This is a genomic window from Myxococcus eversor (genome assembly GCF_010894455.1).
Classification (GTDB): Bacteria; Myxococcota; Myxococcia; order Myxococcales; family Myxococcaceae; genus Myxococcus; species Myxococcus eversor.
Genome location: NZ_JAAIXY010000001.1, coordinates 751608 through 766184 on the forward strand (window position 1 = coordinate 751608; position 14577 = coordinate 766184).

Below are 14577 nucleotides of genomic sequence, written 5' to 3' on the forward strand. Positions count from 1 at the left end.
CGAGGGTCGCCCCGCGGCGTCCCGTCCGGGGGGATGCGCGTGTGGAGGGGTTGGCGGATACGGGCAGAACAGGGATGCTCACGGGAATGAGCGGGATACACATGGGCATCTTTTCCAGCGTCTTCGGCGTCGGCCTTGGGGTCGCGAGCCTCATCGGCTACGTCCGCTGGCAGCGCTGGAAGCAGCAACTCAAGACCTGGCAGGACTTCGCGAACACTCGCGGCTGGTCCTTCGTCGCGAAGCCCGGGTTCATGTACTCCGCGGGGACGATGGAGATGAAGGGCCGCCACGCCGGGCGGACGATCACCGTGGAGACCGAGCACCGGGGCTTCGGCAGGCATTTCCACATCGTCACCATCATCCGGCACGGGCTGGGTGATGGCTTTCCGCGCGAGGTGACCATCCGGCCCGAGACGCTGGGCGACACGTTCCTCAGACTGTTCGGCGTGAAAGACGAGGATATTGGAGATGCCAGCCTTGATAACGCGTTGGACCTGAGGAACGTCACTCCCAAGGCCCGCGCCTTCCTCCTCGGCGCGGGAATGCGGCGGCCCCTGCTGGACCTGGCCCGCGTCTTCGAGACCTTCGCCATCGACAACGGCGTCCTGACGGTGGAGGTGATTGCCGTCCCGCGCACCCCCATCGAGATGTATGGATTGCTGACGCCCGTACGTGAACTGGCTGATGCTGTCCGGGGCGCGCGCGGCGATACCGACTGACGGATGCGTTTGGGCGTGGGAAGAGTGACGAACCGTCGGGCTCACCTCCCTCACAGCCCACAGCGGACGAAAACGATGCGACTTCACCGGACGTCCTCCAGGTGGGCCTTCGCGCGGAAAGGCAGGCCGCTGCGGCTCCCTGGAGGAGGCCTGCCCGGGCCACTGGAGGCGGCCCGGGCGGGAGCTCATCACCAGTCGTAGCCGTGGTAGCTCTTCAGTGAGATGACCTTGCCGCTGTTCGGGTAGTACAGGACGCCGTACTCGGCGTAACTGTGGCAGTTGTTGCAGGGGAGTTCCTCCCAGGCGAACCACGCCTGGATGGGGCCACCGCCCGCGAACGTGTCGATGGCGGCCAGCAGCGGGGAGCTGCTCGCGTCGAAGAAGTAGTTGTCCACCACCAGGCCGGCGCGGTCGGTGGCCTCGCCCCAATCGAACGGCGGCACTACCTGCGTCGTCTCGTGGAGGTGGTCCACCACCGCCTGGATGGTCACCGGCGTGGCCGGGCACTCCGGGGTGCTGTACGCGTCGATGCCGACCCACCCGTACCACGTCGTGGCCAAGGCGTCGGAGTCGGGCGCCTGGAGCGCGAGCGCCGGGGGCGGGAAGCCGATTTCGGTGAGCGACAGCGGCTGGCCGGGGAGCACCTCGCAGGCGCTCGCGTACGTGCAGCGCTGCACCTGGCGGTAGGTACCGCACGAGCTGAAGTCCAGCGTGCCCGCGGGCTTCGAGTGGTAGCAGTTGTAGACGGACGGCTGGCAGGCGGGGGACGGCCACGTGTTGTACGGGTCGTCGTTGGTGCTGATGGCCAGCCCGGTGACTCGCACCACGAGGCGCGCCGTCTCGTCCACCACGGCGCCGGTGTACAGCGCGGCGGTGAAGGTGAGGGGAATGGTGTGCGGGTCCACGGCCTGGTGCACGGCCGGGTAGCGCCAGTCCAGGTTGAAGGTGTCCGCGTCCACGCGGGAGACCGTCGGCACGCCGTCCGGCGCGGTGACGGTGAGCGACGTGGCCGCCGAGTCCACCCGGCCGCGGTACATCAGGGCCTCGGTGCCGGCCGTGTTGCGCACGTAGACCGGGTCGACGTTCTCGAAGACGGAGATGGAGTTCGGCCCCCGGAAGTCGAAGAAGCGGGGCGCGAGGATGATCTGCGCGTAGTACCGCGTCGGCGAGCCCGTGAAGGTGTCGATGGAGACCAGCAGCGGCAGGCCGGAGAGCATCGTGTTCAGCTCGTGGCCCTCCTCCAGCACCACCTCGAAGCGCCGCTCGCTGATGACGCTCGCCGTGCCAAAGGCGTCATCCGGCACGAAGCTGAAGACATCGCTGATGTAGCGGTTGGTGGTGCCTCGAATCACGAGCACGCGGCGGTTGTTGCGCGTTTCGAAGGTGCCCAGCGTCTCGAAGCTGAGTTCGTGCGTGCCGGTGGGCTCGTACGCGTAGATGCGGGTGGCCGTCGCCGCGGCGGTGGAGACACCCGTCTCCTCGACAGGGACGACTGGCGACTCGTCGGGGGCCGTGCTGCCACAGGCCGTGACTCCGAGAGACAGCGCTAAAGCGAGCGCGAAATTGCGGAAATTCATGCGTTTCCTCCAGGTGAAGAATTCCGGGGGATAGCACATGCGCCTGACGCAAGCGTGACGCGGCATGTCTCAGCCGTGTGACGACACCGGGGTACATGCCTTCGGAGGACGGACCTCGTTCCGGGGCCGACCTCGCACATGCCGTGGGCAAGCCCAGGTGCTCCAGAATCGCCCGCACTCCGGTGGCCCCTTCACGTAAGGCAAGACCCGCTGCCTGCCTCCACACCTCACGCAGGCGAGCACGTCGAAGTCGAACGTCCTGCTGACTCAGCCAACGCTATGGATGGGTTGCTGCCGCCCGTGGGTGAGTTGGCCGACGCTGTCCGAGGCGCGTGCGGCCATTCCGACTGACGGGCGGAGGGCACCCGACGGGAATGCGCCCGCTGGCTGTCTTGTGCCTCAACACCGCGCGGCCGTCCATCAGGCGCCGCAGGATGCGATTTTCGTCTGGAGTCATGCAATGGTTTGCTGGACGACATGTCGCGTCTTGGTTTCGCGGAAAAGGCAAATCAATCGCGTGTGAATCCAGACGCCCTCATGGGGAAAATCCCGCGCCCCTGCAAGAGCTTGCACTCAAAGGCAGGCTTGCCTTACAGACCTCGCGCCGCGGAGGGCGGTTCCGCTTGTGCATCTCGGGGCGGTGCCACGACGTGAGTGTGTGCCTTGTCCTCCGTGGCATTCCTGGGCCCATGGCCCGAAATGGAGACACCATGAAGCGGCAGATGTTGTTCGCGGGGTTCATCGCGGCGGGACTCGTCGGCTGTGGCGTGCCCGTGGAGCCCCAGCAGGACCCCCAGCAGACTCCGCCTCCGGCCGAAGTCACTCCTGCTCCCGAGGCCAACGCGGCCGTGGGTGAGGCGGAGCAGGAGATCATCGGTGGCGCCTATGCCTACCAGAACCAGTTCCCGTACCAGGTCCGCCTGCTGGTCAATGGCGGTCACTATTGCGGTGGGACCATCGTCAACGCGAACTGGATTGTCACCGCGGCCCACTGCGTCGTCGGCGTGAGCCCCCAGTCGATTGTGGTTGTCGCGGGCGACAACATCATCAACACCTACGAGTCCACCGAGCAGGCGCGGACCATCGTCAACTACGCGTACCACCCGGCATTCGGTTACGCGGGCAACGCGCCGGTGCACGACGTGGCGGTCATCCTGCTGTCCTCACCGTTGGCGTTCAACTACGCGGTGCTGCCGCTCGCGCTGCCGACTGACACGGCGCCGCTGACCTACCTCACCGCGAGCGGTTGGGGGAATACGTTCGCGGGCAGCGGCCAGTCCAACAGCCTGAAGTACGCAAACCTGCCCAACAACCCCGTCTCCGCCTGCGACGGCTACCTGCTGCGCAATCTCTACCCCAACTTCGAGCTCTGTGTGGGCTACGCCAACGGCATCGAGGGGGGCTGCCACGGTGACAGCGGGGGCCCGCTGGCCGCCGGCGGCGTGCTGCGCGGCATCGTGAGCTGGGGCCGTGGCTACTCCTGCGACTCGTACACGGTCTTCACCGACGTGCTCACGTACGTGCCCTGGATTCGCTCCTTCACCGGGTAACGGGCCCCTGGCCGCGTCACCAAGTGGACTCCTTGGATTCCGTCGACCGGGAGACCCCAAGCTTTCCAAGCTTGGGGTCGAAGGTTCGAATCCCGTCCGTCGCCAGGGCTCCGCGCTCCTCGACTACTCGCCCTCTTCGACGGTGAGCTGGTACGAGTCCTGGAAGTTGGCCTCGCGGTTCTTCGCGTCACGCACCTCGAAGATGTAGACGCCGGGCTCCGCGCTGAACCGGATGCTTTCCGGCTGGTCTCCCTTGGCGCGGTCCGCCGTCTGCACCAGCGACAGCTTCCCGTCCGGCTGCACGCGGTGCAGGTACAGGCCCACGTCGACCTTCAGGATGCCCAGCAGCGTCGCCCTGAGCGGCGTGCGCACCGGCCGGTCCGACAGGTCCACCCGGTAGTAGTCCGTGTCCTTCACCGGGAACACCGTGCCGCGCACCGCCTTGCCCAACGTCAGCTCCTGCGCGCGCTCCACCGTGTTGTTCGGCTCTCGCTCCTCGCCACCGTTGTCCGGCACCGTGGTGACGCTGATGCGGTAGGGCTGCTCCGAGTTCTCGAAGTCCTTCACCCACTTGCCCTCCACCTTGCGCGACGCGCCCTCCACGCGGAAGTAGCAGGCGCCGGTGCACGCGACGTTGTTGAGGCGCTCGGGCTCCTTCAGCGCGCCGTCATTGGCTCGCAGGAGCACCGTCTCCTGCTGCCCGTCACCCTGCGGCGGCTCCACCATGGACAACACCAGGTCCAGGCGCTCCACGCCGGTCAGCTCCACCTTCGCCAGCACCGGCTCCGTCGTGCGCAGCACGAAGTGGTCCACGTCGCCCTTGGGCGCCAGGAACCCCTCGCGGTACCCACCGGCCGTCAGCGGCGTGGCCTTGTAGAGTTCGTCATTGGGCTCCAGCTCCGCGTTCGCCCCAGCCTCCTCCTGCGTCACGGTGAGCGTGTACGGCGTGCCCGGGTTGAACGTGCGGCGCGCTTCCTTGCCCGCCCCCGTCCAGCCGCCCTTCACCACCACGTAGACGACCCGGTCCGTCGCACGCACCCCGATGTTGCGCAGCGACAGGGCCTCGCCCTCCTTGCCACGCAGCGAGAACAGGGGCGCCTCGGCCGCCGACAGCACCGAGATTTCCGGACGCACGCTCTCCACCGCCGACAGGTCGATCTTCAGCGCCACCGAGGGAGGCTCGGGCGGAGGCGCCGCCACTCCCGCGTCCGTCACCTGCGCCACGCCCGTCTCCGGAGCCGGCGCGGCGGGAGGCTCACCCCCACCGAACGTGCCCGTGGGGGAGGGGGGCGCTTCCAGCGGGGCCTCGCCCTCCTCGGGCGTCCCCGTGGCCGCTCCAGGCACGGGGCTCGGAGGAGGCGTCGTCGCTCCCTCCGCGGGCGCTTCACCCGGAGACGAGGCGCCTTGGGGCGCCGTGCCCCCGGCCCCCGAGTCCGCGTCGTTCGCCGCGGGCGCGCTCGTGGGCGCGGCGGTCTCCGGCAGCTCCACCCGGTACCAGTCCTCGTCGCCCGCGTGGCCCAGGAACGCCGTCACCGTCTGACCCAGGGGGAGGGCAATGGCGTCCACCGCCCTGTCGTTGGGCTCGTGCTCCTCGCCGTCGTTCGCGGCGCGCATCTTCACGGTGAGGGTGTAGGCCCCACCCACGCCCTTGCGCGCGGGGGCCACGCGCAGCCAGCGCTCACCCTCCACGTAGAGGTTGGGGAAGCGCTCCGGCTTGCCATCGCCCTCGCTGTTGATGGAGGCCAGCCGGTTGCGGTCCCGGTCATAGACCTCCAGGGTGATGTCTCCGCCGGGCAACCCGGACACGGTGACGTCCGCCACGCGGGGGGCGGGGGGCGCGAGCCGATACCAGTCCTCGTCCGCCTTGTTCGGTTGGGCCGCCAGGTCCGCCGTCACCACGCTGTCCCGAGTCAGCGCCAGGGCCTGCTCGGGCCGCTCGTTGGGCTCCTGCTCCGTGAGGGCCGAAGGCCCCGTCTCCACGGGCCCCGCGTCGGGCACCTCGCTCGGCTTGTCGTCCTTGCAGGCGACCAGCGTCGCGGCCAGCACACAGACCCACCCCCAGCGTCGCATCACGTTTTCTCTCCGCATCGGGCCGCATCACTTCCTCGCGGCGTCCAGGTGTCAAGCACCCCAACACCCGGGCCCGTGCTTTCATCCGTGTCGCAAAGCGGGCCCCTGGCCCCCCTCGGCACGGCGTTCCTGGCCAGGGACTGGAGCCATCCGCGTGGAGCGATCCAAGATGGGGCCATGAGCCGCCTCCCCCTCGCCTTGCTGCTGCTCTCCACCGCCGCTCCCGCCGCGTCCAACGCCCCGCCGGGGTACGCCCAGGCCTCCGACTATCTGGAGCGCGAGCGTCAGCCCGAGCGTTACTCGCCCCTCCACCTGCTCGACGGCCGCGACACCACCGCGTGGTGCGCCACCGGTGCCACCCCGGCCCCCGTCACCATCGGCTTCAAGGACGTCGTCACCATCGACGAGGTGCGCGTCTACACGGGAGATGGGACGGACAAGGCCGCGTACAAGGCCCACGCCCGCGCGAAGAAGCTCACCCTCACCAGCGTGGACTCCGCCAAGAGCCTCAAGGTGGAGGACAAGCGCGGCCTCCAGGCGGTCCCCATCAGCCCCTCCCTCACGGGCAATCGCTTCACGCTGGAGGTGGCCGAGCGCTTCCCCGGCGCCGAAGAGGGCGCCCCGGTCTGCGTCACCGACTTGATTTTCTACTCGGGAGGCAAGGCGCTCAACGGCACGTGGCTCGCGCCCCGCCTGCGCTACGACGCGCGCCTGGCGCCCCTGCTGGGGACGTGGTTCAGCGGCATGGACGGCGCCCCGGAGCGCTTCCTGTCCATCTTCGTCGACGGGACGTACCGCTTCACCCACGAGCCGCTGGAGGGCGAGCCGAGCACCGTGACGGGCGGTTATGCCCTGTCCGGTTCCCGACTCACGCTGGAGGTGCCCCATCGCGGAAAGGTGACGGTGCGCCTCCAGAAGGCCGCCCCGGAAGGGGCCACCTCGGCTGGAGCCACGCTGGAGCTCGACGGCGCGGCGGCCGAGGAGTGGGGCCGCGCTTTCCGCGGCCAACCCTGAGCCGGAGCGACTGTCCGGTCGTCCGCCTAGAGGGAGGCTGCCTTCTTCTTGCCACTGAAGTGGCGGAAGAACGCGATGATTTCCTCGACGGCGATCTTCACGTCGGTGGCGTCCTGGAATTCCGATTCCAGGAAGATACCGCCGCAGGACTCACAGGTGTCGTAGGTCAGCGGGTGCTGGCGGTCGCCGCCATTCACGCGGACCAGGTCGACGTGGCACTCGGGACAGTGGCCAGTCAACGCCTCTGCGTCTACCTTACCGCCCTGGCTCTCCAGCCCGGTGAGGTTGTTGTGGAGGAGGACCCGGTTCAGGTCCGCGACGTCAATCCACAGTCCGCCGCAATCTCCACACTTTCGCAACGTCTGGTCATCCCCCTCGAGATCAACCATCTCGACGTTGCAGCTGGGGCAATCCATGGCGCGGGTCAATCTCCTTCAATGGGGGACACGCGTCCCCAGTGGTTCGGAGAATGATAGGTCGTGCGAAATTTGGGATGCAACCCAGGTTGCTGCTTCTGTTGGCAACGCGCCTTCTGGGGTCGTCCGGCCCCGTGGCCCCCAATCCCTCAGGCCTTCGCTGTCACACGCTTGATGTCCGCCCCCAGGGCGCGCAGCTTGCGCTCCAGCCGCTCGTAGCCGCGGTCCAGGTGGTAGACGCGGCTGACGTCCGTGCGCCCCTCGGCGCGCAGGCCCGCCAGGATGAGCGAAGCGCTCGCCCGCAGGTCCGTCGCCATGACAGGCGCGCCGCTGAGTGTCTTCACACCCTTCACCACCGCCGTATGCCCCTGGACGGTGATGTCCGCACCCAGACGGTGCAGCTCCGGGACGTGCATGAAGCGGTTCTCGAAGATGTTTTCGCTGATGACGGATGTCCCATGGCTCACACACATGAGCGCCATGAGCTGTGCCTGCATGTCGGTGGGAAACCCAGGGTGTTCGGTGGTGGTGATGTTCACCGAGTGGAGGGTGCGAGGGGCCTTGCAGCGCAGGCCGCCCGCCTCGGCGGTGAGGGTGCACCCCGCCTCGCGCAGCTTGTCGATGACGGCGTCCAGGTGTTCGGGGACGGCGTGTTTCACCAGCACGTTGCCGCCGGAGATGGCGGCGGCCACCAGCAGGGTGCCCGCCTCGATGCGGTCCGGGAGGATGGCGTGGTCGACGGGGGTGAGGCCCTCCACGCCCTCGACGGTGATGATGGAGGTGCCGGCGCCTTCAATGCGGGCGCCCATCTTGTTGAGCACCCGGGCCAGTTCCTCGATTTCGGGCTCGCGCGCGCAGTTCTCCATCACCGTGCGGCCCTTGGCCAGCACCGCCGCCATCAGCACGTTCTCCGTGCCGGTGACGGTGATGACGTCGAAGTTGACGGTGCCGCCCTTGAGCTGCTTCGCCCGGGCCTCCACGTAGCCTTCCGTCAGGTGGATGTCCGCGCCCAGTGCCTTGAGGCCCTTGAGGTGCTGGTCGATGGGGCGCGCGCCGATGGCGCACCCGCCGGGCATGGACACCCGCGCTCGGCCGAAGCGCGCGACGAGCGGGCCCAGCACCAGCACGCTGGCGCGCATCGTCTTGACCAAATCGTACGGGGCCTCCGGGGTGATGGCCCCGTTGACGCCCACCTCGCACACGTCCTTCTTGCGCGCGGTGAGCCGCTCCGCGTCGCAGCCCATGGTGCGCAGCACCTTGAGCATGGTGGCCACGTCGGCCAGGTCCGGCACGTTGCGGAAGGTGGAGGTGCCATCCGCCAGCAGCGCCGAGGCGAGGATGGGCAGCGCCGCGTTCTTCGCGCCAGAGACAACGACTTCGCCGTGCAGCTCCGCGCCGCCCTTCATCACAATCTTGTCCATGCTGTGTCCGGCCCTCAGCCCTGTGGCCCGCTGGCCGCGGGCTGTGTCCCAAATGCCATGCGCTCCCGCCGCTCCAGGTCCTTCTCCACGCGCGCGTCCTCGTAACCGGCCGCGCGCAGCAGCTCCAGGACAGCGGGGCCCTGCGTCTCGCCCATCTCCAATGCAAGGAGGCCGCCAGGCTCCAACCACTTGCGCGCCTCCGTCACCACCCGTCGCAGGGCGACCAGCCCGTCGTTCCCACCGTCGAGCGCCAGCTTGGGCTCGCGCCGCACCTCCGCGGACAGGCCGGGAATCTCGTGCGAGGCGATGTAGGGCGGGTTGGAGACGACGACGTGGAAGCTCGCGTCGGCGGGCAGGGGGGAGAACAGGTCTCCCTGGAGCACCGTCACCCGGTCAGAGACCTTGAGCGTCTCCGCGTTCTCCCTCGCCAATGCGCAGGCGTCCGGGGACAGGTCCGTGGCCGTCACGGCGAGCTGGGGGCGCTCGGCCGCGAGGCTGATGGCGATGCAGCCGGAGCCGGTGCACACATCGAGCACGCGAGCGGGCGCGTCCTTGGGCAGGACGCTCAGGGCCGCCGCGACGAGCAGCTCCGTCTCCGGCCGGGGGATGAGCACACGGGCATCCACCTTGAATGCGCGGTTGTAGAACTCGCGCGTTCCGGTGAGGTACTGCGTGGGCTCGCCCGCCAGGCGCCGCTCAATCAGCGCGCGGAAGGAGGTCAGCTCCTCCTTGGTCAGGGGGCGGTCCAGGTCCACGTACAGCCGCACGCGCCCCGTCTTCAGCACGTGCGACAGGAGGATTTCCGCCGTGAGTCGCGGCGCATCCACCTGCCGCTTCTCGAAGTGCTGCGTCGTCCAGGTGAGGACCTTGCGGATGGTCCAGGGCTCGCTGCTCATGCTTCGGACTGGGGCCTCGGGCCGCCCATCTGAGCCTTGAGCGCCTCCGCCTGGTAGTAGGTGCGGCAGGCGGTGATGATGTCCTCGATGTCGCCCATCATCACGGCGGGCAGGTTGTGCACCGTCAGGCTGATGCGGTGGTCCGTCAGCCGGTCCTGCGGAAAGTTGTAGGTGCGAATCTTCTCGCTGCGGTCGCCGGTGCCCACCTGCGAGCGGCGCGTGGAGTCGCGCTCGGCGCGGATGCGCTCCTGCTCCATCTCGTAGATCTTCGCGCGCAGCATGCGAAGGGCCATGTTGTAGTTCTTCAACTGGCTCTTCTCCTGCTGGCACTTCACCACGATGCCCGTGGGCCGGTGGGTGAGGCGCACCGCGGAGTCCGTCGTGTTGACGCTCTGACCGCCCGCGCCCGTGGAGCGCATCGCCTGTCGGTCGATGTCCGCCTCGTTGAGCTTCACGTCCACTTCCTCCGCCTCCGGCATGACGGCCACGGTGATGGTGGAGGTGTGGATGCGGCCCTGGGTCTCCGTCGCGGGCACGCGCTGGACGCGGTGCACCCCGGACTCGTACTTCAGGTTGCTGAAGACGGCGTCGCCGGACAGCGTCACGGTGGCGTCCTTCACCCCGCCCGCGTTGCCCGCGCTCATGTCGATGATGTCCGCCTTCCAGCCCCGCTGATCCGCGTACCGGAGGTACATCTGCATGACCTCCTCCGCGAACAGCGCCGCCTCGTCGCCACCGGCGCCCGCGCGGATTTCCAGGATGACGTTCTTCTCGTCATTCGGGTCCTTGGGCAGCAGGAGCAGCTTGAGCGAGCTCTCCAGGGTGTCGCGCTGCTCCTTCAGTCCGGGGAGGGCCTCGCGGGCATAGCTCTTCTCGTCGGCGCTGCCGGCGTCGAGCCACGCCTCCACCTCCTTGAGGTCGGCGAGCACCTGGCGGTACGTGCGGAACGTGTCCACCAGCTTCTCCAGGCCCGCACGCTCCTTGGAGACCTTCTGGAGCCTCGCCGAATCGGCGAGGACGTCGGGGTTCGACAGGTCCGCGGTGAGGCGTTCGAACCGGCGCTCGACGTCTTCAAGTTTGTCAATCATCGTCGTTCCAGGGGGTATTGCCCCTTTGTCCGGCTGCTGGCAAGGGAGGACGGAGTCAAGAAATTCCTTGGCCGCTCGGGCGGTAGCATGAAAGAAGGGCCGCCCTCACCGCCGGATCCACTTGGCGGTCGGTCTCACATCACCACACGGAGTCCTTCCACATGCCCGCCCAGAAGGGAAATCGTTCCAAGAAGAAGGTCGCCAACCGTGCCAAGGGCCGTAAGGCCCAGCTGAAGCGCCGCCGCAGCCGCGCCAAGAAGGGCCAGTCCAACAACAAGGTCTGACGCTCCGGTTACTCCCTCCCGCCTGTCGCGGGGGAGGGAGACGGCCTTGCCCACGGTTCCAGCTCGGGGAGCATCCGCTCCACCCCGGAGGAGCTGTTGGCCAACAGGCGCAGCACCTCCTCGGCCGCCTCCCCGGTGACGGGTACGGGCTGGAAGGGGAGTTCCGGGAAGCGGTCCGTGCGCAGCGGCAACACCTCGCTGGAGAGGTAGCCCCCCGGACCGAAGCGGCCCTTCCACAGGGCGCCCCGCTTGTCGCGCGGATTCCAGTTTCCTCCGAAGACGAAGTTGCCCAGCGAGTAGACGACGGGCGCCCCCCGGTGCAGCTCCATCGCCTGGAGCACGTGGGGGTGGCTGCCCAGCACTCCGGCGGCCCCCGCGTCGATGGCGGCGTGGGCGAGTCTCACCTGGTAGGGCTCCGGCACGTAGGTGCCCTCGCGGCCCCAGTGGAAGAAGGGCAGTACTACGTCCGCCTGGTGCTTCGCGGCGAGGATGTCCTCGCGCAGCATGCGCTCCATGACGTCCACGTCCGAGAAGTGGCCGGCCACCCCCGGCGTCGTCTCCGTGGCGTAGACCTCCGGGGGCTCGATGTTGCGCTCGCCCAGGAAGAAGTACCCCAGCAGGGCGACCTTCACTCCGCCCACGGTGATGACGGCGGGGCGGCGCGCCTCGGCGAGCGTCCTGCCCGCGCCGAAGTAGGGGATTTGGGCGGCCTCCAGCGTCACCAGCGTGTCCACCAGCCCCTGGGGCCCGTAGTCCATGAGGTGGTTGTTGGCCAGGCTGACCACGTCCACGCCGCCCGAGAGGAGCGCGCCCACCAGCTCCGGCCGGGCTCGGAAGTTGAAGTTCTTGGCCAGCTTCTCGCCGCCCTCGGTGAAGGGGCACTCCAGGTTGACGACGAAGAGGTCGGCCGCGTCGCCCAGGGCCCGGACCTCCTTGAAGCCGTAGGCGAGCATCTCCTCTCGGGAGCGGCCCTTGGCCACCTGGTCGTCGAAGTACTTCTGGTGGTTGTGGCCCAGCGTCACGTCCCCTCCCACCACGAGGGTGATGGGGCGGGCGGGGGGCCCGGCGTCCAGGGGGCCGGTCGCTTCGGCGCTCGCGGGAGGGCCCGCGTCCTCTGGAGAACGGGTCTCCACCGAGGGGGCGGTGGAGGGGGTGGGAGCCTCCGGCACGGGGGCGGGGCGGGGGTGACAGGCGGAGAACAGGAGGAGCAGGAGGGCGGCGTGGCGCATGGACGGAGGGAAACTCTACCTTGCACCCTTCATTGCGCGACGCGTAGATTGCCCGGCGCTCTCATGGCCCGGGAAAAGGACAACATCGCGCTCTCCGACGAGCACAACACTCGTGGAATCGAGCTGGCGGACCGGGGTTGGCTGGACGAGGCCATCAAGGAGTTCAAGAAGGCCATCGACCTGGACCCGAGCTCGGCGCACGCGCACGACAACCTGGCCACCGTCTACGCGGAGAAGAAGCTCTTCCGCGAGGCCCTCACCGAGTACCTCACCGCCCTGAAGCTGGAGCCGGAGAGCGCCACGGCGCACTACAACCTGGCCTGCTTCCTCTCCACGCACGCCGGGGAGATGGCGGTGGAGGAGTACAAGGAGGCCATCGAGTTGGATCCGGAGTACCCGGACGCGCACCTCAACCTGGGCCTCACGTACGCGGACCAGGGCCGGGTGGAAGAGGCGATGCGCGAGCTGCAGGCGGCCATCGAGCTGGACCCCCAGGACGCGTTCCCCCGGCACGAACTGGCGGCGCTGATGATGGACGAGGGCGACTACCGCTCGGCGATTACGTTGTTGAAGGACGTGGTGCGGCTGGAGCCGGACAACTTCGAGGCGCAGCTGGATCTGGGCATCTGCTACGCGCAGAAGGGCTTCTATGCGGAGGCCGAGCGCGCGTACGAGCGGGCTCGCGCGCTGAACGCGGAGGACCTGCTGCTCAACTACAACCTGTCGGCGCTGTACGCCCTGTGGGGCAGGCCGAAGGACGCGGTGCAGTACCTGAAGGCGGCGCTCACGGCGGACCGTCAGAAGGTGATGGGGTGGCTGTCCACGGACCCCATGTTCGACGCGCTCAAGGGCGACGCCGACTTCGACGCCTTGTTCTGAGCCATGGGAATGGAATGGGTGTTCCTGGGGCTGGCGATCCTCCTGGTCTTCGCCAACGGCTTCTTCGTGGCGACCGAGTTCGCCATCGTGAAGATTCGCGCCACGCGCCTGCAGTCGCTCGTGGACGAGGGCACGCCGGGCGCCGCGCAGGCGCTGCGGATGGTGGAGAAGCTGGACGCGTACCTGTCCGCCACGCAGTTCGGAATCACGCTGGCCTCGCTGGGCCTGGGCTGGCTGGGTGAGCCCGCCTTCGCCAAGCTGCTGGAGCCCGTGCTGACGCAGCTGGTGCCCGAGGGCGCGAGCCCCACGCTGGCCCACACCGTGTCGGTGGTCATCGGCTTCAGCATCATCACCTTCCTGCACATCGTCCTGGGAGAGCTGGCGCCCAAGAGCCTGGCGATCCAGCGCGCGGAGGCGACCACGCTGGCCGTGGCGCTGCCGATGCGGGCGTTCTACTTCCTCTTCTATCCCGCCATCATCCTGCTCAACGGGCTGGCCGCGTGGGTGTTGCGCGCCTTCGGCCTCCACTCGGTGGGGGAGTCGCACGAGGCGCACAGCGAGGATGAGCTGCGCGTCATCCTCCACAGCTCCGCGCAGGCGGGGGCGATTACGACGGCGCGCGCGGAGCTCCTGGAGCGCGCGCTGGAGATGGCGCAGAAGACGGCGCGGCAGGTGATGGTGCCGCGAAACCAGGTGAAGTTCCTGGACGTGGAGGAGCCGCTGGAGAAGTGCATCTCCGACGCGCGCGCCGCGGGGCACACGTGGCTGCCGGTGTGCCGGGGCAACCTGGACGAGGTGGAGGGCGTGGTGAACGCCAAGGACCTCTTCTTCCTCCTGTCGCGCGGCGAGCTGCGCAGCCTGGCGCAGGTGCAGCGGCCGGTGCTCTTCATCCCGGAGAACGCGACGCTGGAGCAACTGCTCGCGGAGTTCCGCCGCCGGCGCCGTCAGACGGCCCTGGTCGTGGATGAGCACGGCGGCACGTCGGGCCTCGTCACCATCTCCGACGTGGTGGCCGAAGTCGTCGGCGACGTGGCGGAGCTGGGCCGGCGGATGGATGAGGTCCGCTCGCTGCCGGGTGGGCGCTTCGAGCTTCCGGGCACGGCGCAGCTGGATGACCTGGAGGAGCGGCTCGACGTCACCTTCGACCTGGATGAGGACGAAGAGGGCGAGGTGACGACCATCGCCGGCTTCCTGATGGCGAAGCTGGGGCGCGTCCCGGAGAAGGGGGACTCGCTGCGGCTGGATATGTGGCGAATCCTGGTGGAGGAGGTGGACGGGCCCCGCGTCGTCCGCGTGACGGTGGAGCCCCAGTCCCGCGCCGCCGCGCCGCGCCCGGCCACGGAGACGCCGTCGTCGTCGGGCCCGGGAGAGTCGCAGCAGGGCACCCCGGACGAGACACCGCCCGCTTCTTCGGGCGGAGAGTCCGCGTAGCGT

General features: G+C 68.7%; 13 protein-coding genes. 6 read left to right on the forward strand and 7 right to left on the reverse strand.

From position 1 onward, the window contains the following. Nucleotides 1-50: 50 nt before the first annotated feature. Nucleotides 51-719: a hypothetical protein gene (locus tag G4D83_RS03085; protein ID WP_163862547.1), complete on the forward strand. Its 669-nt coding sequence runs from the start codon at nt 51-53 to the stop codon at nt 717-719. Between the two features lie 188 nt (nt 720-907). Here the strand turns inward: G4D83_RS03085 and G4D83_RS03090 are convergent, their stop codons facing one another. Then, the gene (locus tag G4D83_RS03090; RefSeq protein WP_163862550.1) at nt 908-2296 is read right to left on the reverse strand and encodes a hypothetical protein; all 1389 of its coding nucleotides are present in this window, start codon (nt 2294-2296) and stop codon (nt 908-910) included. A gap of 710 nt (nt 2297-3006) precedes the next feature. Between G4D83_RS03090 and G4D83_RS03095 the strand changes: the two genes are divergently transcribed. Continuing rightward, a complete protein-coding gene (locus G4D83_RS03095) occupies nt 3007-3846 on the forward strand; it encodes a serine protease (protein WP_163862553.1) in 840 nt (279 codons plus the stop codon). Nucleotides 3847-3969: 123 nt separating this feature from the next. On the opposite strand, the gene G4D83_RS03100 is transcribed toward G4D83_RS03095, so the two are convergent. Next, a complete protein-coding gene (locus G4D83_RS03100) occupies nt 3970-5916 on the reverse strand; it encodes an ABC transporter substrate-binding protein (RefSeq protein WP_163862800.1) in 1947 nt (648 codons plus the stop codon). 177 nt (nt 5917-6093) lie between these two features. On the opposite strand from G4D83_RS03100, the gene G4D83_RS03105 reads away from it, so the two are divergent. Further along, nucleotides 6094-6930 carry an NADase-type glycan-binding domain-containing protein gene (locus G4D83_RS03105; protein ID WP_163862556.1) on the forward strand — a complete coding sequence of 279 codons (837 nt, stop codon included), beginning with the start codon at nt 6094-6096 and terminating at the stop codon, nt 6928-6930. A gap of 26 nt (nt 6931-6956) precedes the next feature. Here G4D83_RS03105 and G4D83_RS03110 read toward each other — a convergent pair whose 3' ends face one another. From G4D83_RS03110 to prfA, 4 genes are all read right to left on the reverse strand, one after another. Beyond that, nucleotides 6957-7346: a zf-TFIIB domain-containing protein gene (locus G4D83_RS03110; RefSeq protein ID WP_163862561.1), complete on the reverse strand. Its 390-nt coding sequence runs from the start codon at nt 7344-7346 to the stop codon at nt 6957-6959. A gap of 149 nt (nt 7347-7495) precedes the next feature. Next, nucleotides 7496-8767: a UDP-N-acetylglucosamine 1-carboxyvinyltransferase gene (gene murA / locus G4D83_RS03115; RefSeq protein ID WP_163862564.1), complete on the reverse strand. Its 1272-nt coding sequence runs from the start codon at nt 8765-8767 to the stop codon at nt 7496-7498. 14 nt (nt 8768-8781) lie between these two features. Continuing rightward, nucleotides 8782-9663: a peptide chain release factor N(5)-glutamine methyltransferase gene (prmC, locus tag G4D83_RS03120; RefSeq protein ID WP_163862567.1), complete on the reverse strand. Its 882-nt coding sequence runs from the start codon at nt 9661-9663 to the stop codon at nt 8782-8784. After that, nucleotides 9660-10751: a peptide chain release factor 1 gene (gene prfA, locus G4D83_RS03125; RefSeq protein ID WP_163862570.1), complete on the reverse strand. Its 1092-nt coding sequence runs from the start codon at nt 10749-10751 to the stop codon at nt 9660-9662. Before prfA ends, prmC begins: the two co-directional genes overlap by 4 nt. A gap of 161 nt (nt 10752-10912) precedes the next feature. Between prfA and G4D83_RS46745 the strand changes: the two genes are divergently transcribed. Beyond that, the gene (locus tag G4D83_RS46745) at nt 10913-11035 is read left to right on the forward strand and encodes a hypothetical protein (protein ID WP_013941470.1); all 123 of its coding nucleotides are present in this window, start codon (nt 10913-10915) and stop codon (nt 11033-11035) included. An 8-nt stretch (nt 11036-11043) separates the two neighbouring features. Here G4D83_RS46745 and G4D83_RS03130 read toward each other — a convergent pair whose 3' ends face one another. Beyond that, a complete protein-coding gene (locus G4D83_RS03130; RefSeq protein WP_163862573.1) occupies nt 11044-12264 on the reverse strand; it encodes a CapA family protein in 1221 nt (406 codons plus the stop codon). 63 nt (nt 12265-12327) lie between these two features. On the opposite strand from G4D83_RS03130, the gene G4D83_RS03135 reads away from it, so the two are divergent. Together G4D83_RS03135 and G4D83_RS03140 are read left to right on the forward strand one after the other, a co-directional pair. Continuing rightward, a complete protein-coding gene (locus tag G4D83_RS03135; protein ID WP_141644800.1) occupies nt 12328-13143 on the forward strand; it encodes a tetratricopeptide repeat protein in 816 nt (271 codons plus the stop codon). A 3-nt stretch (nt 13144-13146) separates the two neighbouring features. Further along, nucleotides 13147-14574, forward strand: a complete 1428-nt coding sequence (locus G4D83_RS03140; RefSeq protein WP_205522554.1) for a hemolysin family protein — start codon at nt 13147-13149, stop codon at nt 14572-14574. Nucleotides 14575-14577 lie beyond the last annotated feature (3 nt).